The organism is Agrobacterium sp. RAC06 (genome assembly GCF_001713475.1).
GTDB lineage: Bacteria > Pseudomonadota > Alphaproteobacteria > Rhizobiales > Rhizobiaceae > Allorhizobium.
The window spans coordinates 4,341,854-4,364,384 of sequence record NZ_CP016499.1 but is presented as its reverse complement, the minus strand read 5'-3'; the positions used below and the strand labels follow the sequence as shown (position 1 = coordinate 4,364,384).

The 22,531-nt window shown below is 61.2% G+C and carries 19 protein-coding genes; 14 read left to right on the top strand and 5 right to left on the bottom strand.

The features are described from left to right. Positions 1 to 243 precede the first annotated feature (243 nt). The 5 genes from BSY240_RS20690 to BSY240_RS20670 all read left to right on the top strand — a co-directional run bounded on the left by BSY240_RS20690 (position 244) and on the right by BSY240_RS20670 (position 6,788). Entirely contained in the window at positions 244 to 2,277 is a 2,034-nt protein-coding gene (locus BSY240_RS20690) for an O-linked N-acetylglucosamine transferase, SPINDLY family protein (RefSeq protein WP_069044079.1), read from the top strand. A gap of 97 nt (positions 2,278 to 2,374) precedes the next feature. Beyond that, the gene (locus tag BSY240_RS20685; protein ID WP_083229689.1) at positions 2,375 to 3,583 is read left to right on the top strand and encodes a hypothetical protein; all 1,209 of its coding nucleotides are present in this window, start codon (positions 2,375 to 2,377) and stop codon (positions 3,581 to 3,583) included. Between the two features lie 114 nt (positions 3,584 to 3,697). Continuing rightward, positions 3,698 to 4,855, top strand: a complete 1,158-nt coding sequence (glf, locus tag BSY240_RS20680; RefSeq protein ID WP_069043569.1) for a UDP-galactopyranose mutase — start codon at positions 3,698 to 3,700, stop codon at positions 4,853 to 4,855. A 13-nt stretch (positions 4,856 to 4,868) separates the two neighbouring features. After that, positions 4,869 to 5,858 (top strand): UDP-glucose 4-epimerase GalE, encoded by a 990-nt coding sequence (galE, locus tag BSY240_RS20675; protein ID WP_069044078.1) that lies wholly within the window; start codon positions 4,869 to 4,871, stop codon positions 5,856 to 5,858. A 129-nt stretch (positions 5,859 to 5,987) separates the two neighbouring features. Then, entirely contained in the window at positions 5,988 to 6,788 is an 801-nt protein-coding gene (locus tag BSY240_RS20670) for an ion transporter (protein ID WP_069043568.1), read from the top strand. A 27-nt stretch (positions 6,789 to 6,815) separates the two neighbouring features. On the opposite strand, the gene BSY240_RS20665 is transcribed toward BSY240_RS20670, so the two are convergent. Next, the gene (locus tag BSY240_RS20665) at positions 6,816 to 8,438 is read right to left on the bottom strand and encodes an ABC-F family ATP-binding cassette domain-containing protein (protein WP_069043567.1); all 1,623 of its coding nucleotides are present in this window, start codon (positions 8,436 to 8,438) and stop codon (positions 6,816 to 6,818) included. A gap of 170 nt (positions 8,439 to 8,608) precedes the next feature. Here BSY240_RS20665 and BSY240_RS20660 point away from each other — a divergent pair, with 170 nt between their 5' ends. Beyond that, positions 8,609 to 8,998, top strand: coding sequence for a globin domain-containing protein (locus tag BSY240_RS20660; protein WP_069043566.1), 390 nt, complete (start codon positions 8,609 to 8,611; stop codon positions 8,996 to 8,998). Positions 8,999 to 9,003: 5 nt separating this feature from the next. Then, entirely contained in the window at positions 9,004 to 9,369 is a 366-nt protein-coding gene (locus tag BSY240_RS20655) for a DUF423 domain-containing protein (RefSeq protein ID WP_069043565.1), read from the top strand. A gap of 65 nt (positions 9,370 to 9,434) precedes the next feature. On the opposite strand, the gene BSY240_RS20650 is transcribed toward BSY240_RS20655, so the two are convergent. Continuing rightward, positions 9,435 to 9,830 carry a glyoxalase gene (locus BSY240_RS20650; protein ID WP_054148399.1) on the bottom strand — a complete coding sequence of 132 codons (396 nt, stop codon included), beginning with the start codon at positions 9,828 to 9,830 and terminating at the stop codon, positions 9,435 to 9,437. Between the two features lie 308 nt (positions 9,831 to 10,138). Beyond that, positions 10,139 to 10,534 carry a DUF2325 domain-containing protein gene (locus BSY240_RS20640; RefSeq protein WP_054148397.1) on the bottom strand — a complete coding sequence of 132 codons (396 nt, stop codon included), beginning with the start codon at positions 10,532 to 10,534 and terminating at the stop codon, positions 10,139 to 10,141. A gap of 289 nt (positions 10,535 to 10,823) precedes the next feature. Between BSY240_RS20640 and BSY240_RS20635 the strand changes: the two genes are divergently transcribed. The 3 genes from BSY240_RS20635 (at position 10,824) to BSY240_RS20625 (ending at position 16,387) form a co-directional block, all read left to right on the top strand. Continuing rightward, positions 10,824 to 12,185, top strand: a complete 1,362-nt coding sequence (locus tag BSY240_RS20635; protein ID WP_069043563.1) for an NAD(P)-dependent oxidoreductase — start codon at positions 10,824 to 10,826, stop codon at positions 12,183 to 12,185. Positions 12,186 to 12,212: 27 nt separating this feature from the next. Then, positions 12,213 to 13,526, top strand: coding sequence for an NAD-dependent dihydropyrimidine dehydrogenase subunit PreA (gene preA / locus BSY240_RS20630; RefSeq protein WP_069043562.1), 1,314 nt, complete (start codon positions 12,213 to 12,215; stop codon positions 13,524 to 13,526). 167 nt (positions 13,527 to 13,693) lie between these two features. Further along, the gene (locus BSY240_RS20625) at positions 13,694 to 16,387 is read left to right on the top strand and encodes a bifunctional diguanylate cyclase/phosphodiesterase (protein ID WP_083229688.1); all 2,694 of its coding nucleotides are present in this window, start codon (positions 13,694 to 13,696) and stop codon (positions 16,385 to 16,387) included. A 19-nt stretch (positions 16,388 to 16,406) separates the two neighbouring features. Here BSY240_RS20625 and BSY240_RS20620 read toward each other — a convergent pair whose 3' ends face one another. Continuing rightward, complete coding sequence (locus tag BSY240_RS20620) at positions 16,407 to 17,039, bottom strand: exopolysaccharide biosynthesis protein (RefSeq protein ID WP_069043561.1); 633 nt, start codon at positions 17,037 to 17,039, stop codon at positions 16,407 to 16,409. Between the two features lie 139 nt (positions 17,040 to 17,178). On the opposite strand from BSY240_RS20620, the gene BSY240_RS20615 reads away from it, so the two are divergent. After that, positions 17,179 to 18,120, top strand: coding sequence for a DMT family transporter (locus tag BSY240_RS20615; protein ID WP_054148392.1), 942 nt, complete (start codon positions 17,179 to 17,181; stop codon positions 18,118 to 18,120). On the opposite strand, the gene BSY240_RS20610 is transcribed toward BSY240_RS20615, so the two are convergent. Beyond that, on the bottom strand, positions 18,110 to 18,763 hold the full coding sequence (locus tag BSY240_RS20610; protein WP_069043560.1) for a TetR family transcriptional regulator C-terminal domain-containing protein: 654 nt from the start codon (positions 18,761 to 18,763) through the stop codon (positions 18,110 to 18,112). The two genes, BSY240_RS20615 and BSY240_RS20610, sit on opposite strands and share 11 nt — an antisense overlap. A gap of 285 nt (positions 18,764 to 19,048) precedes the next feature. Here BSY240_RS20610 and BSY240_RS20605 point away from each other — a divergent pair, with 285 nt between their 5' ends. From BSY240_RS20605 to BSY240_RS20595, 3 genes are all read left to right on the top strand, one after another. Then, complete coding sequence (locus BSY240_RS20605) at positions 19,049 to 20,302, top strand: Zn-dependent hydrolase (protein ID WP_069043559.1); 1,254 nt, start codon at positions 19,049 to 19,051, stop codon at positions 20,300 to 20,302. 298 nt (positions 20,303 to 20,600) lie between these two features. Then, positions 20,601 to 22,058: a dihydropyrimidinase gene (gene hydA, locus BSY240_RS20600; RefSeq protein WP_069043558.1), complete on the top strand. Its 1,458-nt coding sequence runs from the start codon at positions 20,601 to 20,603 to the stop codon at positions 22,056 to 22,058. A 26-nt stretch (positions 22,059 to 22,084) separates the two neighbouring features. Then, positions 22,085 to 22,525: a hypothetical protein gene (locus BSY240_RS20595; protein ID WP_069043557.1), complete on the top strand. Its 441-nt coding sequence runs from the start codon at positions 22,085 to 22,087 to the stop codon at positions 22,523 to 22,525. Positions 22,526 to 22,531 lie beyond the last annotated feature (6 nt).

Genomic DNA, 22,531 nt, shown 5'->3' with positions numbered 1-22,531 from the left:
CGCACCCTATAATTTTCTATTAACGGACGTTCCCGGAACTTACCTGTCTATTCTTGGCAGAAAGCTAAGCCGGCGCCTCTTAACCTCGGATGCTATCGTCAATAGCGAGTGATTTGGCAAGTCCTAAGATAAGGCGGCCTGCCCCCACGCAAGCCCAAAGCAAGCTAGGCTGATTAGGAGTTTTGTACACGCCGCTCCGCGGGAACGTAACCCGGCCCCTGGCCGATGAGAGATATCATGTCGATGGTGATACATACCGCATTCGCCCCGGAGCAGAACGCCCAGCTCGCAACAGCTCTGGAGAAATCGAGACGCCAGCAGCTTTCGCTGCTCGACGCCCTGCAGCTGGCGGAGCGGTGGTCGGCAGCGGGTCAGTTCGCGCTTTCCGCCGAACTCTACAAGACCTGGACGGCATTCAACGATCAAAGTCCGCTGCTTCACCTCGCCTTCTTCAACTATTCTGTGACGCTCAAGCAACTCGGCGACACCGCAGGCGCGGTCAACGCGTTGAAGGCGGCGCTGAAGGCTCAACCCATGATGGGCCAGGCGCACATCAATCTGGGTCGAACCTATGAGGATAGCGGTCTGGGCGCTCAGGCGATCCAGCAGTGGCGGAGTTACGTGGACTCGACCGCCGAAATCACTCCCGACAAATCGGTTCATCGTCTGATGGCCCTGCAGCATATTGGCCGTGTCATGGAAGGCGCCGGCCTTCTGGAGGATGCCGAGAACGCTCTCTGGCAGGCAATCGAACTGCGCCCCGACAAGCCGGAAGCAGGCCAGCACTGGATCTCGGTCCGCCAGCACCAGTGCAAGTGGCCGGTCGTCCAGGGATCGGAATATGTGACGAAGCGGCAGATGCTGGACTCGATCTCGCCGCTCCCGCTCGCCTGTTATGCGGACGATCCGCTCTACCAGATGGCCAAGGCCTTTCGTTACTTCAAGATGCTGGCAGGCCGCCCGGACGCAGCACATCTCAACAAGCCCGTCCCGCGCAAGAAGGTCGGCACCGGCCAGCGCCTGCGCATCGGCTACGTCTCCTCGGATCTGCGCGACCATGCCGTCGGCTTCGCCCTGAGTGAGGTTCTCGAACTGCACGACAAGGCGTCCGTCGAAGTCTATGCCTATTACATCGGCGAGCCGCGCACCAATGATGCGACTCAAAACCGGATGAAGGCCGTCATCGACGTCTGGCGCGACATCACCGCGCTTTCGGACCTCGATGCCGCCAAGCAGATCATGGCCGACGAGATCGACATCCTCATCGACGTCAACGGCTACACCAAGCTCGCCCGCACGAAGATCTTCTCCTACCGCCCTGCCCCCGTCATCGTGAACTTCTGCGGCTATCCCGGCACCATGGCGAGCCCGGTCCACCAATACATTATTGCCGACGAGCAGATCATCCCGCCCGGCAACGAACTCTACTACACCGAAAAGGTGCTCCACATTCCCTGCAACCAGCCGGTCGACCGCAAGCGCGCAATCGGCACCCGCCCGACGCGGACCGAAGCCGGCTTGCCGGAAAACGCCTTCGTCTTCGCCTGCTTCAACGGCATGCAGAAGATCACCGCACCCGTCTTCGCCCGTTGGATGGCAATCCTGACGGCCACCCCCGGCAGCATTCTCTGGCTGCTTGGAGGCTCCGATATCGTCAACCAGCGACTGCGCGACCTCGCAAAGTCGGCAGGCGTTGACCCGGCCCGCATCTACTTCGCCTCCAAGGTGGCCAATCCGAACCATCTGGCCCGCATTGCGATCGCCGATCTCTTCCTCGACACCTTCCCCTATGGCGCCCATTCGACGGCGTCGGATGCGCTGACCATGGGCCTGCCCGTGCTGACGCTCCCGGGCAAGGGCTTCGCCTCGCGCTTCTGCAGCAGCATCGTCAAGTCGGCTGGCATTCCCGAACTGATCTGCGCAAGCCCTGAGGACTACGTCCGCAAGGCGGTGGCGCTGGCGAACGACAAGACCGAACTGGCAAGGATCCGTTCCACCCTGCAGGCCCAGCGTGACACCTGCGCGCTTCGCGACATCCCCCGCCTCGTCCGCCGGCTGGAAGAACTCTACTGGCAGATGCAGGGCGAGCGCGAGCGCGGCGACACACCTGTTCCGGATCTCTCCAACATGGAGATGTATTACGAAATCGGCTCGGAAGTGCTGATGACCGAAGTCGAGTTCGAGGACGAGGCCGCCTATCGCAAGCGCTATCGCGACCGCATCTCCGCCTGGCACGATTTCCACCCCGTCCCGACCGACACACGTCTGTGGACGTGACGGCAGTGACGAAAGACTGCGGGCAAAGACCGAACTGGGCTGGGAGATAACTGTGGCGCCTGTAATACTAGTAACCTTTGCCGGCCGGGAACACCGGATGCAGATCCTCAACAGCTATGTCCGCAGGGCCATGGCCGACGGTCTGATCGACGAATGGCATATCTGGGACTTCACCCGCGCGGCTGCCGATCACGAATGGGTCACGCGTGAGTTCGGCCCGCTTCGCTTCATGGGCGACGCAGTGGGCTACCAGGCATGCGGGACAGCATCCGCCCGGTCTACGCTGCGGCTCGATGCCAGGATCAACAACGACCTGCATCTGGCGATTTTGCCAAAACATGACCCGGACAATTTCTACGAGGTCGTTATCGGCGGCTGGAACAATCAGCAGTCCGTCATCCGCAAGGCGCCCCGCGCGCGGCTCAATGATGCAGACCGAAGCGACGCCCCGACTGTCTGGGCGAAGCTCACCCCGAGCGTGCTATCGCCAGGCCGCGCCAACGAGGTCGTCGTCTCGATCGACCAATCCGGCACACCCGAACTGATGGTCAATGGCGTCGTGCTCGGCCGCTGGCCGGACATCGCACTGCCTGCTGGGGCCGACGTGATGGCCCGCGGCGGCTGGGGCGCCACGCTCGAACTCTGCCATGTCGACGCGCCGGTGCGCCGATACGTCGGGAACCCCGGCGAACAGATGCCTTATTTCCAGGCATATCAGTATTACGCCCGCCGTCTGGCCGATTTCGCTGACGCACTCTTCCTGAAATGCGACGACGACATCGTCTACTTGGATCTCGACGGCCTCGCAGGCTTCATCGACCACCGCCGCAAGAACCCGCATTACTTCGTGACCTCGGCGAATGTCGTCAATAACGGTGTCTGCGCCTACTTCCAGCAGGTTTCCGGCGCGCTCCCCGCCTCGCTCGGCCATTTCGAGCGTCCGCCGGGCGGCTTTGGCGGCACCCTCTGGACCGATCCGGACAAGGCGAACAAGCTGCATGACTTCTTCTTGGCATCGCCCAAGAAAGAGTTGCCGCTTCCCACCAAGGTGGTCGACTGGCAGGAACGCCAGTCGATCAACTTCATCGCCTGGCTCGGCCGCGATCTGCAGCACATGGCGCTCGCCAAGGGCGACGATGAAAAGATGCTGACCGTCGACCTGCCAGCCTTCCTGGATCGCCCGACATGCATCTATTCCGACTTCACTGTCAGCCATCTGAGCTTCGGACCGCAGGAGAACGGCGTCGACGTCAACAGGCTGATCGCCGCTTATGACACGCTCATGCGCGAGAAACTCTCAGCCTGACCACTTCATGATTCGACCGGCGGGTAACCGCCGGTCTCTTTGCAATTGGGCGAGATGCGGCAGGCCTTGCGGCTGGAACCGCACCGCCCCTGAAAATCGAGGAACACCCACCGGATGGCACAGGGTCAGAAAATCGGTATCGTCGGCGCGGGCCTGTCCGGCGCCGTCATTGCACGCGAACTGGCAGAAGCCGGTTTCGAGGTCGAGGTATTCGATACGCGTCCGCATATCGGCGGCAACTGCCACACAGAGCGTGATGCCGACACCGGTGTCATGGTCCACATCTACGGCCCGCACATCTTCCACACCGATGACGCGGAAGTCTGGGACTACGTCAACAGCTACCAGACCTTCCTGCCCTACAAGAACCGGGTGAAGACCACGAGCCAGGGCCAAGTCTATTCCCTGCCGGTCAACCTGCACACGATAAACCAGTTCTTCGGCAAGACCTTCCGCCCCGAAGAAGCCCGTGCCTTCATCGAGGAACAGGCCGACAAGACGATCACCGATCCACAGACCTTCGAGGAGCAGGCGCTCCGCTTCGTCGGTCGCGACCTCTATGAAGCCTTCTTCAAGGGCTATACCGAAAAGCAGTGGGGTTGCTCGCCGACCGACCTGCCGGCCTCGATCCTGAAGCGCCTGCCCGTGCGCTTCAACTACGACGACAACTACTTTTTCCACAAATTCCAGGGCATGCCGGAAAACGGCTATACCGACATGATCGAAAAGATCTTCGATCATCCGAAGATCAAGGTGACGCTCGGTCAGCATTTCGACCCGCGCGCGCCGCATGACTATGCCCACCTCTTCTATTCCGGCCCGCTCGACGGCTATTTCGGCTATGAGTTCGGGCGTCTGGGCTATCGCACGCTGGATTTCGAGCGCTTTACCTATCAGGGCGACTATCAGGGCTGCGCCGTCATGAACTACGGCGATGCCTCCGTGCCCTATACCCGCATCACCGAGCACAAGCATTTCTCGCCGTGGGAAAGCCATGAGGGATCGGTCTGCTACCGCGAATTCTCGCGCGCCTGCGGCGAGGACGACATCCCCTATTATCCGATCCGTCTCGTCGAGGAGAAGGCGCAGCTCGCGGACTACGTCGCTCGCGCCATTGAGGAGAAGGCTGTCACCTTCGTTGGACGCCTTGCGACCTACCGCTACCTCGACATGGACGTGACGATCCGCGAAGCGCTCGACACTGCGCGTCTCTTCCTGGCCAAGACGAAGGATGAGGCAGCGATGCCGGCCTTCGTGCATGCCCCGCTCTGATCAGAGAATGACCATGACTGCTACACCCATCCTCGTCGTCGGCGGTGCCGGCTATATCGGCTCGCACACATGCCTCGCGCTCTCCGAGCGCGGCTATCTGCCCGTCGTGTATGACAACTTCACCTCGGGCCATCCGGAATTCGTCAAATGGGGCCCTGCCGAACAGGGCGACATCCGAGACAAGACGCGCCTGAAGGAGGTACTGGCGAAGTACCAGCCGAAGGCCGCCATGCATTTCGCCGGCCTGATCGAGGTCGGCCAATCCTTCAAGGAGCCGGAACACTTCTACGACGTCAACGTCTCGGGCACGCTCAGCCTGCTGCAATGCTTGAGCGAAGCCGACATCCGCAACTTCGTCTTCTCCTCGACCTGCGCCACCTATGGAGCGCCGGAATATCTGCCGCTCGACGAGAAACATGGCCAGAAGCCGATCAACCCCTACGGCCGAACCAAGCATATCGTCGAACAGGCGCTGGGTGACCTCAACCTCTGCGGTCGCATGCGCTCCGTCATGCTGCGCTATTTCAATGCCGCCGGTGCCGACTTCGAAGGCCGCATTGGCGAATGGCATTCGCCGGAAACCCACGCCATCCCGCTCGCAATCGAAACGGCGCTCGGACGCCGCGAATTCTTCTCGATCTTCGGCGAAGACTACGACACCCGCGACGGCACCTGCATCCGTGACTACATCCACGTCAACGATCTTGCCGACGCCCATGTGCGAGCGGTCGACTATCTGCTGAACGGCGGCGAGACGATCGCCATCAACCTCGGCACCGGCAATGGCACGACCGTCAAGGAACTGATCGCATCGATCGAGAAGGTCTCCGGCCGCCCGATGCCTATCAAGCGCACGGAACGCCGCCCTGGCGATCCCCCGGGCCTTGTCGCCAGCAACGCGCTTGCCCGCGAGGTGCTCGGCTGGGATCCGAAGCACGGCATCGATGACATCATCCGCTCGGCCTGGACATGGCACTCCACCTTCAACGGCCATTCCGATTGAGTACGGCTGCCTCGGGATCAAATTCTCCCTAAAAAAGGCGCGTCTAAGGCCAGTGTTGCAGCTTGGAACCCCTTGACGCGCTTTGTTCCTTCCGCTTTTCGTCCTGCAGATTTTGCAGGAACCAAAACCATGGCCGACAGACTAAAAACAATCCTCTCCTCGAGCGCGTGGGAGCGGTTTATCATAGCCGTCATTCTCATCAATTCGGTTACCCTGGGTCTCGAGACGTCACCCACTGTCATGCAGGTCATCGGACCGCTCCTGCATGCACTCGACCGCATCATTCTCGCGATTTTCGTCATTGAGATCGTGGCCCGTCTCTACGCGTTCCGGCTTGCGTTCTTCCGCGATCCCTGGAGCATTTTCGACTTCGCCATCGTCGTCATTGCACTGATCCCGGCAACCGGCCCCTTCCAGGTGCTGCGCGCCCTGCGCGTGCTGCGTATCCTGCGACTGATCTCTGTCGTGCCCTCGCTGCGGCGGGTGATCGGCGGGCTCATTGCCGCCCTTCCCGGCATGGGCTCGATCATCGTTCTCTTGTTCATGCTGTTCTACGTCTCGGCCGTCATGGCGACCAAGCTCTATGGCGCGACCTTCCCCGATTGGTTCGGCAATCTCGGTGCGTCGACCTATTCACTCTTCCAGATCATGACGCTGGAAAGCTGGTCCATGGGCATCGTCCGGCCGGTGATGGAAGTCCATCCCTATGCCTGGCTGTTCTTCGTGCCCTTCATCCTGCTCAGCACCTATTCGGTCCTGAACCTCTTCATCGGTGTCATCGTCTCCGCCATGCAGGAGCAGAGCATGGCCGACACCGACGCGGATCTGAAAAGCCTGCATGTCGACAATGGCGACTTGCTACGCGAAATGCAGGCGCTGCGATCCGAGATCGCTGCTCTGCGGGCCGAGAGAACGGCTGCTGGCGCCTAAATCGAAGTCGCTATTGGTTGCCGGGCTTCAGCTTCTGAGGCCCGGCGCCTCGTGGCCCGTGCGCTCGACATACTCAGTATAGCCGCCGCCATACTGGAACACGCCTTCGGGCGTGATCTCCAGCACGCGGTTCGACAGGGCCGCCAGGAAGTGGCGGTCGTGGCTGACGAAGAGCATGGTGCCTTCGAACTGCGACAATGCCTTGATCAGCATTTCCTTGGTGTCCAGGTCGAGGTGGTTGGTCGGCTCGTCGAGGACGAGCAGGTTCGGCGGATCGAACAGCATCATCGCCATGACGAGCCGCGCCTTTTCACCGCCAGAGAGCACCCGCACGCGCTTGTCGATATCGTCGCCTGAGAAACCGAAGCAGCCGGCAAGCGCCCTAAGCGGTGCCTGACCAGCGCGCGGGAAACTCGTTTCCAGCATTTCGAAGATCGTCATGTCACCGTCGAGCACATCCATCGCATGCTGGGCGAAATAGCCCATCTTGACGCTGGCACCGATCGATACCGTGCCCTCATCCGGCTTGGAATCACCGGCAACGAGCTTGAGAAGTGTCGACTTGCCGGCACCGTTGATGCCCATGATGCACCAGCGCTCGCGGCGGCGGACCATGAAATCGAAGCCGTCATAGATGACCTTGTCGCCGTAGCGCTTGGAGACGTTCTTGACGCTGACCACGTCTTCACCCGAACGCGGCGCCGGCTGGAATTCGAAGGCCACGACCTGGCGGCGCTTCGGCGGCTCGACACGGTCGATCTTTTCGAGCTTCTTCACCCGGCTCTGCACCTGCGAAGCGTGAGACGCCCGCGCCTTGAAGCGCTCGATGAACTTGATTTCCTTGGCGAGCATCGCCTGCTGGCGCTCGAACTGCGACTGCTGATGCTTCTCGTTCAAGGCACGCTGCCCCTCATAGAAGACATAGTCGCCGGAATAGCTGTTCAACTGGCCGGCATCGATCTCGATGATCTTGTTGACGATGCGGTTCATGAACTCGCGGTCATGCGAGGTCATCAGCAGTGCGCCTTCGTAACCTTTAAGGAACTGCTCGAGCCAGATCAGGCTTTCGAGGTCGAGATGGTTCGACGGTTCGTCGAGCAACATCACGTCGGGGCGCATCAGCAGAATGCGGGCGAGCGCCACGCGCATCTTCCAGCCACCCGAGAGCGCGCCGACATCGCCGTCCATCATGGCTTCCGAGAAGGAGAGACCGGCCAGCACCTCGCGGGCGCGGCCATCCAAGGCATAGCCGTCAAGCTCCTCGTAGCGCGCCTGCACCTCGCCGTAACGCTCGATGATCGCGTCCATCTCGTCCATCCGGTCAGGATCGACCATGGCTGCCTCGAGTTCGCGCAGTTCGGCCGCAACTTCGCTGACCGGTCCTGCCCCGTCCATGACCTCAGCGACAGCCGAGCGGCCGGACATCTCGCCAACATCCTGGCTGAAATAGCCGATCGAGACACCCTTATCGACGGAGACCTGGCCTTCGTCGGGCTGTTCATGCCCGATGATCATCCGGAATAGCGAGGTCTTGCCCGCCCCGTTCGGTCCCACGAGACCGATCTTCTCCCCGCGATTGAGCGCGGCGGAGGCCTCGATAAAGAGGATACGGTGGCTGAGCTGCTTGGAGATGTTTTCGATACGGATCATGGACAAGGGCGCCTGCTGGAAATCGGCGCCCTTATGGCATGTCGAAGCCCCCCTGTCCCCTGCTTTTGTTGCAGGGCGGCATCGCGGATGCGCCGGATTGCCACGGGAACGCCACGCCGGTTGCAAGAGGGTGCCGAAAGCGCGAAAAGACCTGACGCAAGGACGACAGCATGAGTGACGAGACGATTACCCTTTACGAAGCCATCGGCGGCGACGCGACCGTCAAGGCGCTGACCCGGCGCTTCTATGAGTTGATGGACACGCTGCCGGAGGCCGCCCATTGCCGGGCGGTACACCCGCCGGACTTGAACGGCAGCGAAGAGAAGTTTTACGACTATATGACGGGCTACCTTGGCGGTCCGCCCATCTACATGCAAAAGCGCGGCCATCCGATGCTGCGGCGTCGTCATTTCGTCGCCGAGATCGGCCCGTTGGAACGGGACGAATGGCTCCTGTGCTTCCGCCGCGCGCTGGATGAAACAGTCGAGCATCCGAAGCTGCGCGAGATCATCTGGCCGCCCATCGAGAAGCTCGCCTTCCACATGCAGAACAAGGAATAACGGGGATGGCAAGCGTGCAGAGTTACCGCTGGGCGACCGTCGCGGCGGGACTGATCGGAGCCGCCGGTGTCGGGCTTGCCGCGGCCGCAAGCCATGCTGGCGGCGAAGCGCTCCTGCGCCCGGCATCGACGATTTGTCTCGCCCATGCTCCGGCACTCGCAGCACTGTCCATAGCTGGCGACCGGATCAGACTGTCGGCACTGGCAGCGCTCGGCATGATGCTCGGCACAGTGCTGTTTGCTGGCGATCTGGTTGCCCGGCACTTCATTGGAAGCGGACTGTTTCCGATGGCGGCCCCGACGGGCGGGATGACGCTCATTGTGTCATGGCTGCTGCTGAGCGCAGGAGCCCTGCTTCCGGGACGCGACTGACGCCGATCAACCTCTGCAGGACGAGACCCCGACACCGACGCCTCGACGTCACTCTGATGGCAAGTTCAATGGGCCATGCAGGCCGAAACGGTACCGCCGAACATCAGCAGGTTGCCGTGCGGGTCGCGGATGTGAAACCGTAGGCTTTCACCGCACTCTCCCGAGGTGTCCGATGGACGGATCGCCTCGATGCCGCGATCGCAAAAGTCGCGATACATCTCGGTCGGTGCCTCGGACCTGAAGAACACAGAACTGTTCTGGCACTGGAGCGGATCGTCGCTCAGCCAGAAATGCAATTCCATGCCACCACGACGGACCACGAGATAATCGAGACCGTCAAAGCCGACATCCTCGAAACCGAGCGTATCGACATAGAAATTGCGTGTTTCAGAGAAGTTCAGAGAGGGAAGGATAGGCACTGCGTTGAGGATCGTCTTCGCAACAGGTTGCTCAGCGTTCATGCGGAAAGTTCCTCTGCTTCCCACATGAGACTGACGACGAAACGGCTACGATCTGGCGTTGGCGTTTCGCTGCCATCTCGGCGCGGGAAAATCGATAATGAGGGCGGGGGCCCGGTTCAAGTGTGCGTACATGGTAGCAGGTTTGCGTTCATGCAAGCCCGGCAAAGTGACGATTTCGCAATTCGTCACTTCACTTTCCCGAGAGCGTTGCAACATTGCATCGGCGAGCTCCGGTAAAAGCCCCTCGCCGCGCTGAGGTGCAAGCTCGTGGAACGAGCTCATGCCACCCTTTTCGGATCCGTCCCTGCTCATGCTTCGGTGTTCCTTTCATTCAGTGTCTGCAACGCGCGCTCGAGACTGGATTTCGAGCCATTTCGCAGCGGAATGAAAGTCTTGCCGAACTTCTTGCAACCGCTCTTCACGCGCAGACACGCATCGTGACTGATACAGTCGATAGGGCAGAAGACGCAGTCGACGGAGGGTAGCACCGTGTCGATGCGCGATACCGCCTCCCGTAAACCCCCATCATGGTGAATTAGTTCCGCACCAAAATTGCTGGCGATCTGACGAAGATGGGCGACCTGGCAATCACGGCCGCCGACGTAAAGAAAGCTGCGGACCTCCGCTTGCGTCTTGGCGGTGGTCGCCGTGCCGGAAACCTCCGCACCCGGCTTCTTTGCAGCCTGCTTTTTCTTCTTCGCCATGACGTCCTGTCTCCTCGAATCCGATCAGAGGCAGCGGTTGCGAGCCTCATGACGACAGGCATACAAAACATGACAAAAAGAGTAAAGTATATAGTTGAAATTTTCAGTCATGTTTTCGCGGAGACAGATCCGACCTGATCAGGGCATGGCGTCCGGGATTGACAGGGATCAACTTCCCTTGATTTTCAGGGGCTCCGCGGCGCCAAGAGCAATTTTTTACCGTTTGATAAAACTTTGATCCTGAGTTACGTTTCTCTGCATCGCTTCGAATATAAAAGAGGGAACTGCGATGCGAAGACTGGAACCAGGCCTCAAGGCCGGGCGGCTTGACGCTGCCGATTATGCAAAGAATTTCTCTGACCTGCATCCCCGCCTCGGCGGCCATGAGGCACTCGTCGCCTCCGACAGATGCTACTTCTGTCACGACGCGCCGTGCATGACGGCCTGTCCCACCGCCATCGATATCCCGATGTTCATCCGGCAGATATCGACTGGCAATCCGCTTGGCGCCGCCAAGACCATTTTCGACCAGAACATTCTCGGCGGCATGTGCGCCCGCGTCTGTCCCACCGAAACGCTCTGCGAGGAAGCCTGTGTGCGCAACACGGCCGAGGAGCGCCCGGTCGAAATCGGCCGCCTGCAACGTTACGCCACCGACATCGCGATCGAAGAAGGCCGCCAGTTCTATTCCCCGGCAGCGTCCTCCGGCCACACGGTGGGCATCGTTGGCGCCGGCCCCGCAGGCCTCGCCGCTGCTCATCGCCTCGCCATGCAGGGCCACCAGGTCACCATCTACGAAGCGAAGGAAAAGGCCGGCGGTCTGAACGAATACGGCATCGCGGCCTACAAGACCCCCAACGACTTCGCCCAGAAGGAAGTCGATTACATCCTGTCGCTCGGCAATATCGATGTGCTGGACGGCCAGATGATGGGCCGCGATTTCACCCTCGCCGACCTCCAGGCGAAACACGACGCCGTCTTCCTCGGTGCCGGTCTCGGCAACGTCAACGGGCTGAACATCCCCGGCGCAGGGATCAATGGTGTGCTCGACGCCGTCGAGTTCATCGCCAACCTGCGCCAGGCCGACGAGAAGGCCGACGTGCCCGTCGGCCGTGACATCGTCGTCATCGGTGGCGGCATGACCGCAATCGATGCTGCCGTCCAGGCCAAGCTTCTCGGGGCGGAAAACGTCACGATCTGCTACCGCCGCGGCAAGGAGCACATGAACGCCTCGGTGTTCGAGCAGGATCTCGCGACCTCCAAGGGCGTCCACATCCGCCACTGGCTCCAGCCGAAGGAAGTCGCCCACCATGCGGGTCACTGTTCGTCGATCACCTTCGAATACACTCATCTCGAAAACGGCATGATGAAAGGCACCGGCCACACGACCGAAATCAGGGCCGACCAGATCCTCGTCGCGATCGGCCAGAAGCTCGATGGCCAGGGTCTGGACGGCCTGAAGCTCGAAGGCGGCAAGATCGCCATTGACGCCGAGGGTCGGACAACGATCCCGGGTGTCTGGGCCGGCGGCGACTGTGCCTTCGGTGGCCAGGACCTGACGGTCTCCGCCGTCGCCATGGGCCGCGACGCGGCCGAAAGCATCAACCGCTCTCTCGCCGTCATGACGGCGGGCGCAACCGCAGTCGCATGACGCACCGCTCTCGAGAGGATTTGAAACATGGCTGATCTTCGCAATAACTTCGTCGGCATCAAATCGCCCAACCCCTTCTGGCTGGCCTCTGCCCCGCCGACCGACAAGGCCTACAATGTCGAGCGCGCCTTCAAGGCGGGCTGGGGCGGCGTTGTCTGGAAAACACTCGGCTCCGAGGGGCCACCGGTCGTCAACGTCAACGGCCCGCGCTATGGCGCAATCTGGGGCGCCGACCGCAGGCTTCTGGGCCTCAACAACATCGAACTGATCACCGACCGTCCTCTGCAGGTGAACCTGCAGGAGATGAAACAGGTCAAGATGAACTGGCCGGACCGGGCGCTCGTCGCCTCGATCATGGTGCCTTGCGTCGAGGAAGAGTGGAAGGCGATCCTGCCGCTGGTCGAAGAAACCGGGGCTGATGGCATCGAGCTCAACTTCGGCTGTCCGCACGGCATGTCGGAGCGCGGCATGGGGGCTGCCGTCGGGCAGGTGCCGGAATACATTGAAATGGTCGTGCGCTGGTGCAAGCAATATACCCGCATGCCCGTCATCACCAAGCTGACACCGAATATCGCCGACATCCGCAAGCCGGCCCGCGCCGCAAAAGCCGGCGGCACGGATGCCGTCTCGCTGATCAACACGATCAACTCGATAGTCTCGGTGGATCTGGACAGCTTTGCCCCCTCGCCCACCGTCGGCGGCAAGGGCACCCATGGCGGCTATTGCGGCCCGGCCGTCAAGCCGATCGCGCTTAACATGGTCGCCGAGATCGCCCGCGATCCGGAAACCTATGGTCTGCCGATCTCCGGTATCGGCGGTGTCACCACCTGGCGCGATGCGGCTGAATTCCTGACACTCGGGGCCGGCAATGTGCAGGTATGCACCGCCGCCATGACCTATGGCTTCAAGATCGTCCAGGAGATGATCTCGGGCCTGAACGACTGGATGGATGCCAAGGGTCACCAGAGCCTTGACGACATCTGCGGTCGCGCGGTGCCGAACGTTACCGACTGGCAGTATCTCAACCTCAACTACATCGCCAAGGCCCATATCGATCAGGATGCTTGCATCAAATGCGGTCGCTGCCACATCGCCTGCGAGGATACGTCCCACCAGGCGATCACCAGCATGGTCGATGGCATCAGGAAGTTCGAGGTGATGGAAGACGAATGCGTCGGCTGCAATCTCTGCGTCAACGTCTGTCCCGTCGAGAACTGCATCACCATGGTCGAACTGCCAACCGGCGCTCTCGACCAGCGGACCGGCCGGCCTGTCGACCCGAATTACGCCAACTGGACGACCCATCCGAACAATCCTATGGCTGTGCAGGCGGCAGAATAGTCTCGGTCAAGCAAGTCCGGCCCGCTTGCGGGCCGGATACCTTGCAGCACAAGAAAAACTCGAATTTTCGCCCACACCTTCAGAAATTATTCAGCGCTATACTCCACCATCCCGCCATCGGGACTGACAGCATTTTCGTCAGGCCGGGCCAGCCGGGCAAGGAGACCATGGCGATAAAGAGCAAGAATACGGATGGTGGATCGAGCCTGCGATCGCGCCTGCAGATCCTCATTCCGAGCGCCATCGTTCTGGCAGGTGTTGCCGTCTCCGCCTTATATGCCGACCTTCAGCAGCAACGATTGAGCCGCGAGGCGGCCCGCAATGCGGTCGGGGAAAACCTTGGCCTGATCCGCACCAAGCTCGAAGCCAACATCAACGCCAATATCAAGCTTTTGCAGGGCATGGTCGCGGTGATCGGGACCGAGCCCTATGTCACGCAGAAGCGTTTCGAGGCGTTGGCATCAAGCCTCCTGTCGACGCCCTCCCAGATCGGCAACATCGTTGCAGCACCCAATCTCATCACGAGTTTCGTCCACCCCTACGAGGACAACAAGTCCTTCATCGGGAACTGGATACTCCCGCCACCGAATGGCGAGGAAGCGGTGCGCCAGTTGCGCGAAGAGGGCAAGACAATCATCAGCGGCCCGTTGCCGCTCAAGAATGGCGCCATGGGCCTGATCATCACGCTGCCCGTGGAGATGACCAATGACGACGGCAAGCGGGTCTTTTGGGGTGGCTTGGCGGGGGTCGTCGACGTCACGAGGCTCTATGACGACAGCGGCCTGCGAGCCCCGGATTCGCCGCTCGCCATCACCATTACCGACGACAGTCAACAGACGGGAAACCAGGCCGTGATCTACGGCGACAGTCACGTCCTGACCGACGACCCGGTCACCATGATTGTGGATCTCGGCAACGAGAAATGGGCCATTTCGGCGGTGCCCAAGGGTGGCTGGCACGCGATGAGCCGCCCCGACGTCCTGATCCGCAGCATGATCGCCGCCATGTCCGCGCTGATCGCCGGAAGCGTCATCTGGGTCGCCGGGCTGATGCGGGAGCGGCAGCGTAACTATGCGGCTCTCCGGCAACGCGAGGAAGAGCTTCTCGCCATGTCGTATCGTCTTGGCGTCGCACTCGAATCCTCCCGCATTGGCGTCTGGGAGATGGATGTCGGCAGCGATCACCTCATCTGGGACGAACGTCTCTATAATCTCTACGGACTGACACCTGACACACCGATTACCGGCGAAACCTGGCGGTCAATGGTCGATCCCGAAGATGTCGATGCCATCGAGGAGGGCATGCGGCAAGCCATCGAAAACCAATCCTCCTATACGGGCCGCTTCCGGGTCATCCGCCCGGACGGGAAAATCGTGCATTTCCGCACGGTCGGCACTGCCTTCGGCGACCAGAAAAACAAGATGCTCTTGCTCGGCGTCAACTGGGATGTCAGCGCTGACGTGCTTCTGCAGGAAGAACTCAGCCAAGCACAGCGCGAGACGGCACAGCGCAACGAGGAGCTGGAAACCGCACGGCAGCGCATGGAGTACAATTCGCTGCACGATGCGCTGACCGGCCTGCCCAATCGCCGCTATCTGGACCAGCGCCTCGAGGCACTGGCTGCAGCCCCCGATCGGCCCGAGGCAAGGCTGACCGTACTCCACATGGATCTGGACCGCTTCAAGGAAATCAACGACACGCTTGGCCATGGTGCCGGCGACGCCATTCTTCGCCATGTCGCGCAGGAACTGCAAAGCATGGTCGGTGAATGCGATTTCGTCGCCCGGATCGGCGGCGATGAATTCGTCATCGTCTGCCAGGGCTGCGATATCTCCGAAGGCTACGAGGCCATGGGCTCGAACCTGATCTCGGCCGTCAACCGGCCCATCGTCTACAATGGACACGAATGCCGTGTCGGCGCATCGATCGGTATCGCCGACAGAATCGAGCCCGAACTGACCGCCGAACAGCTCCTCGTCAATGCGGACATCGCCCTCTACGAGGCAAAACGCCGTGGCCGAAACCGCGTCGAGCGTTTCAACGACCAGCTGCGCGCTCGCACGATCAACATCAAGCGCACCGCCGACGCCATTCTTCGGTCTTTGGGCGACGACGATTTCATCGCCTGGTATCAGCCGCAATTCGATGCCCGAACGCTTGCGATCAACGGTGTGGAGGCGCTCGCGCGCTGGCACCATCCGCAAAAGGGCATCCTCGCACCCAACGCATTCCTCGAAACGGCCGAAAACCTGAATGTCGTGTCCCAGATCGACGCGAGCATTCTCGATCAGGCACTCGAGCAACTGGCTCGCTGGAAGACCGAGGGTCTCGGCATCGAGCATGTCTCAGTCAACATTTCTGCCCAGAGGTTGTTCGAGGACAAGCTGCTCGACCACCTGGCCAAGCTCGACTTCAAGCCGGGCAGCCTTTCATTCGAGTTGCTGGAATCGATTTCCTTCGACGACAAGGCTGATGCCGTGGCGGAAAGCCTCGAGCGCATCCGCACTCAGGGCATTGCCATCGAAATCGACGATTTCGGCACCGGTTACGCCTCGATCCTCTCGCTGATCAAGCTATCGCCGAGCCGCTTGAAGATCGATCGGCAACTGGTGGCCCCGATCGTCACAAGCCCTGCTCAGCGCAAGCTGATCAGCTCGATCGTCGATATCGGCCGCTCTTACGGGATCGGCATCGTCGCAGAGGGCGTGGAAACCATGGAGCATGCGGCGATCCTGCGCGATCTCGGTTGCCAGACGCTGCAGGGCTACGCGCTGGCGCGGCCGATGAGCCCGGACAATTTCATCGATTTTGCAAGGAAACATGCCTTGCAGCGCGAAGACCTGCTGCGGCGGAGCGCCTGAACCGCGCTTCGGAGATGGATCAGCTGAGCAGGCTCTGGCCAGCGGCGAACCCGGCATAGGCCAGCGCCGAGAAATAGACGAGCGTCAGCAGCACCATCAGGTGTCCCATCGCAACGACCATGCCGTCCCTTTGGGAAATACCGGTCGACAGAAGCAGGATCGCCACACCGGGCAGCGTGTTCGAGAACGGAATGAAGCCAAGCGGCATCATCAAGAGCACGCCGGCGGCCGTCAGAACGACACCGTTGATACGGTTGACCAGCGCCCCGTGCGTCAGGCCCAGCAAGCGGGGACGGACATAACGGTCGACCTTTCTCAGGATCTTGAGACCTCGTTCCAGAACCGGGACAAGGCGCGCCCGTTCGAGCTTGCGGTCGGCCACCTTCTCCGGCAACCACGGAAAGCGGTTGAAGGTAATCGCAATCCCGATCAGCACGATGCCGGCACCGAAGACGGTAGAGACACCCGGAATCGAAACCGGCACCAGGAAGGGTAGAGACAACAGGCCGCAAAGCAGCAGTAGCCCGCTTTCACCCATCTTCTGAAGGATCTGCCGCAGCGTTACGTGATCCTCATCCATCGAGTCGATCACATCCTGCAGCACCGCACTTGTGCTCTTGTCGGTATCACTGAAGCCGATCGTCGTTGTCATCAGGTCCGCTTTCGATTAACTGCCGGAAGAATGTCCTCGGACGACGCAGTGACGCGCGTCCCGGATCGCAGATGAATGAGAAAGCCGGTCGGGTCAAGTGACGCGAACGGAGAGACCAGTTCCGGTCGAAAGACATGCCATGACAGAGCAAGCGTCAACAGCAGACAGGCCCGTCAATCAGCATACGGTGCATGCCAAGGGTCGTGAAAAGCTGAAGGCGCATGCGGCAATGCTGCTCTTTGCCGCCCTGATCGCCGGCTCCTTCTCCTTTGGCGGCATGGCGGCACAGCACATGGATGCCGGCCCACTGACACTGTGGCGCTACCTGATGACCGTGGTCGTGATGGGTGTCCTGACCTTCGGCATCCTGCGCGTTCCTTTCCGGGCTCCCCAGCGGATCTGGCGCTTTGCCCTGCTCGGCGGGCTGATCGCCGTCTACATGCTGACCATGTTCGTGGCGTTGGAATTCACCAGCCCTGTGCAGACGGGCGCCGTCTTCACCCTGATGCCATTGATCAGCGCCGGCTTTGCGCTCGTCTTCATCGGGCAGAAAACCCGCCCGGATGTGTTCATTGCACTCGTGATTGCAGCCCTTGGCGCAATTTGGGTCATCTTCCGCGCCGACATCCAGGCGATCCTCTCCTTCGACGTTGGGCGTGGGGAACTGATCTATTTCATTGGCGTCATCTGCCACGGCGCCTACGTGCCGCTGATCCGCAAGTTCAATCAGGGAGACAACCCGGTCGCCTTCGGTTTCTGGGTTGTGGTCTTCACCATCCCCTGGCTCCTGCCGACCGGCGCTGTCCCGCTCGCGATTACGGATTTTGCGAGCCTACCACCCATGGTCTGGGCGACGATCGCCTATCTCTCGATCGTGACGACAGCACTCACCTTCATGTTGCTGCAATACGCCTCGATGCGCCTGCCAGCACCCAAGGTGCTGGGCTACGGCTATCTGACGCCGACCTTCATCATCCTCCTGGAAGGCATGCTCGGCCACGGCTGGGCAAGCCCGGCCGTTTTTCTCGGTGCGCTCGTCACGGCCGCCGGTCTTCTGGTGATGGGTCTGCTCAGGGACTGACGACCGGCTTCACAATCAGGCCATGCACGAAAAGACCTTCGAGGAAGGACGCGGCCGCCTCGAAGCGATCCTCGCCTTCTCGGCTCGCCCCCAGCACGGAACGGACCTGGACGTCGAAGTCGGCATAGTGCTGTGTGGTCGACCAGATCGAGAAGATCATGTGATGCGGGTCGCATTCCCGGATCTTGGCCGCAGCGATCCAGGCCCTGATGACCTCGGCCTTCTCGTCCACAAGCTCCTTTAGCGGTCCTTCGAGCACGCCGGCGATATGCGGCGCACCCTGCAGGATCTCGTTGGCAAACAGCCGGCTTTCGCGCGGAAACTCCCGCGCCATCTCCAGCTTGCGGCGTATGTAGGACCTGATCTCGTGTTCGGGATCGCCATCCGCGTCGAAGGCCTGCAGTGGCTCGAGCCAGTTCTCCAGCACTCGGTCGATCAAGGCCCGGTGCATGGCTTCCTTGGTGCGGAAATAGTAGAGCAGATTGGGCTTCGACATGCCCGCGACCTCGGCGATCTGGTCGATCGTCGAGCCATGGAATCCCCGCTGCGAGAACACCTCCAGCGCCGCCTCCAGGATGAGCTCCTCCTTCTCCTCCTGGATCCGCGTCCGCCTCTGGGTTTGCGCCGCTCTCGATATTGCCATCTTAGAGTTGTTCCCCGCCTAAGATACTGAACTCACTCAGCAATATTGAAGCCCAAAATCTGGGCATCTGCTTGAATTTTTGTCGCAGAATTTTGCCGATTTCGTCTTGAGTGCCGTGATGGAAGTTGTAATGTTTTACCAGTCGGTCAAATTATTGGACAGATGTCAAATAAAGGCAACTGCCGATACGACAGCGGAAAAAACAACACAAGCCGCTGCTGCTGACCCGGGGAACATGGGAATCGGGCGGAAGATCCGGTTCTGACAAACAGGTGAGGATCTGCAATGACGGCGCAACCCGGCAACAACCTTCGCGTGAACGGCGATCGTCTGTGGGACATGCTCATGGAGATGGCGAAGATCGGCCCCGGCATTGCCGGCGGCAACAATCGCCAGACCCTGACGGACGAGGACGCGGAAGGCCGTCGCCTCTTTCAGCGCTGGTGCGAAGACGCTGGCCTCACCATGGGCGTCGATACCATGGGCAACATGTTCATGACCCGCCCCGGCACCGACGCCGACGCCCTGCCCGTTTATATCGGCAGCCATCTCGACACCCAGCCGACCGGCGGCAAGTATGACGGCGTGCTCGGCGTCCTCGCCGGTCTGGAAGTGATCAGGTCGATGAACGACCTCAACATCAAGACGAAGCACCCCATCGTCGTTACCAACTGGACGAACGAGGAAGGCGCCCGCTTCGCTCCCGCCATGTTGGCATCCGGCGTGTTTGCCGGCGTGCTCACCCAGGATTACGCCTATGCCCGCAAGGACATGGACGGCAAGACCTTCGGCGACGAGCTGAAGCGCATCGGCTGGCTGGGCGACGAAGTGGTCGGCGCCAGAAAGATGCACGCCTATTTCGAATACCATATCGAACAGGGTCCCATCCTCGAAGCAGAGGACAAGCAGATCGGCGTCGTCACACACTGTCAGGGCCTGTGGTGGCTGGAATTTACCCTGACCGGCCGCGAAGCCCATACCGGCTCCACACCGATGAACCTGCGCGTCAATGCCGGCCTTGCCATGGCCCGGATCATGGAGATGGTCCAGAACGTCGCGATGAGTGAACAGCCCGGTGCCGTCGGCGGTGTCGGCCAGGTGAAGTTCTCGCCCAATTCCCGCAACGTCCTGCCCGGCACCGTCGTCTTCACCGTAGACATTCGCACGCCGAGCCAGGAGAAGCTCGACCGCATGCGCGCGACGATCGAGGCCAAGGCCGCCGAGATCTGCGCGGCGCTGGGCGTCGGCTGCGCGGTCGAGGCCGTCGGCCATTTCGATCCGGTGACCTTCGATCCGAAACTCGTCGCCTCCGTCCGCAAGGCGGCCGAAGATCTCGGTTATTCCCACATGAACATCATCTCCGGCGCCGGCCACGATGCCTGCTGGGCGGCGAAGGTCGCGCCCTCGACCATGATCATGTGCCCTTGCGTCGGCGGCTTGAGCCACAATGAGGCGGAGGAGATTTCCAAGGAATGGGCAAGTGCTGGCTGCGACGTGCTGCTCAGGGCGGTTCTGGAGACGGCGGAGATTGTCGGGTGATGATGCCCTCGCTCCGCGCCCCCTCATCCGGCCCTTCGTGCCACCGTCTCCCCGCTGGGGAGAAGAGGGAGCGTGCGGGGACCTCGCCGTACCACAGGAAGCACTCCGGTCGCCGCAGCGTAGCTAGAGGAAATGAGGGCGCACAACGCCAGCGTGACCTCTTCTCCTCAGCGGGGAGAAGGTGGCGCGTAGCGCCGGATGAGGGGGCGCCGGAGGCGAACGCAGCGCACTGGGCAACCAAGCTTGCCGGAGAGCTCGTTGAAACAACCATCAAGAACACGACACGGGGAGAGAGCAAATGACCACCACAGTCATCAAGGGCGGCACGATCGTCACCGCCGATCTGACCTATAAGGCCGACGTCAAGATCGAGGGGGGCGTGATCGTCGAGATCGGGCAGAACCTCTCCGGGGACACCGTGCTGGATGCGGCCGGCTGTTATGTTATGCCCGGCGGCATCGACCCGCACGTGCATCTGGAAATGCCCTTCATGGGCACCTACTCGGCGGATGATTTCGAAAGCGGCACGCGCGCCGGCCTCTCCGGCGGCACGACCATGGTCGTCGATTTCTGTCTGCCGGGCCCGGATCAGTCGCTGCTCGAAGCGCTCCAGATGTGGGACAACAAGACCTCGCGCGCCACGGCTGACTATTCTTTCCACATGGCGATCACCGGCTGGAACGAACGTATCTTCGACGAGATGAAAACGGTCGTCCAGGATCGCGGCATCAACACCTTCAAGCACTTCATGGCCTACAAGGGCGCACTGATGGTGAATGACGACGAGATGTTCGCCTCCTTCCAGCGCTGCGCCGAGCTTGGCGCCCTGCCGATGGTGCATGCCGAGAACGGTGACGTCGTCGCCTCGATGACCGCAAAGCTCCTCGCCGAAGGCAATAACGGTCCCGAGGCCCATGCCTATTCCCGTCCGCCTGAGGTCGAGGGCGAGGCCACCAACCGCGCGATCATGCTGGCCGACATGGCCGGTGTTCCCCTTTATGTCGTGCACACGTCATGCGAACAGGCGCATGAGGCCATCCGCCGCGCCCGGCAGAAGGGCATGCGCGTCTATGGCGAGCCGCTGATCCAGCACCTGACGCTCGACGAAAGCGAATACTTCAACAAGGACTGGGACCACGCCGCCCGCCGCGTCATGTCGCCCCCCTTCCGCAACAAGCAGCACCAGGACAGTCTCTGGGCGGGCCTGCAGTCCGGTTCGCTCTCGGTTGTCGCCACCGACCACTGCGCCTTTACCAGCGAACAGAAGCGCTTCGGCGTCGGCAACTTCGCCAAGATCCCGAACGGCACCGGGGGTCTCGAAGACCGCATGCCGATGCTCTGGACCTATGGTGTTGCGACCGGTCGCCTGACGATGAACGAATTCGTCGCGGTCACCTCGACCAACATTGCCAAGATCCTCAACATCTACCCGAAGAAGGGCGCCGTCCTTGTCGGCGCCGATGCCGACCTCGTGGTCTGGGATCCCAAGCGCTCCAAAACCATCTCCGCCAAGACCCAGCAGTCCTCGATCGATTACAATGTCTTCGAGGGCAAGACCGTCACTGGCCTGCCGCGCTACACGCTGACCCGCGGTTATGTCGCGATCGAGGAAAATGCAGTGAAGACCCGCGAGGGCCACGGAAAGTTCGTCAAACGCGAGCCCTTCCCCGCCGTATCCAAGGCACTGTCGACCTGGAAGGAACTCGTGGCGCCGCGCAAGGTGGAACGCACGGGCATTCCGGCGACGGGGGTGTGAGGGTGAGGCCAGCAAACAGGACATGGTTGCTTAAGACTGCCCGCTTCGGCGCAGGCTATGCAGCCGCCGTTTTTGTCGGCGTCATGGGCATCTGGGCAACATTTGAAGTGACAGATGCGTTCACTTATGGCCGCCTGCCGCGCTTCATGCTCTTTCCGGGTTCGATACTGCCGGTCATTAGGCTGACCCTGGAGATCCTGCCGGTTGCCTTGTTGCTGGCTGCCCCCTTCACCTTGCTCGCGACCTGGGTGCTGCTGCGAATGCGTTGGAACCGCTGGTGGCATTTCGCCATCGCGGGTGCCGCCTGCCCCCTCTCCGGCATCGCCCTTTTGCAACTGGCAACCTGGGGCCGCTTCTTCAATCAGAACGAGGCATCAATGGCGATGTCGCTCGCTCCGACAGGCATGATCTGCGCGATCATCTACAGGTGGATCGCCCGGCCCCAGACAGAAGGTCTGGCCAGATGAACCCTG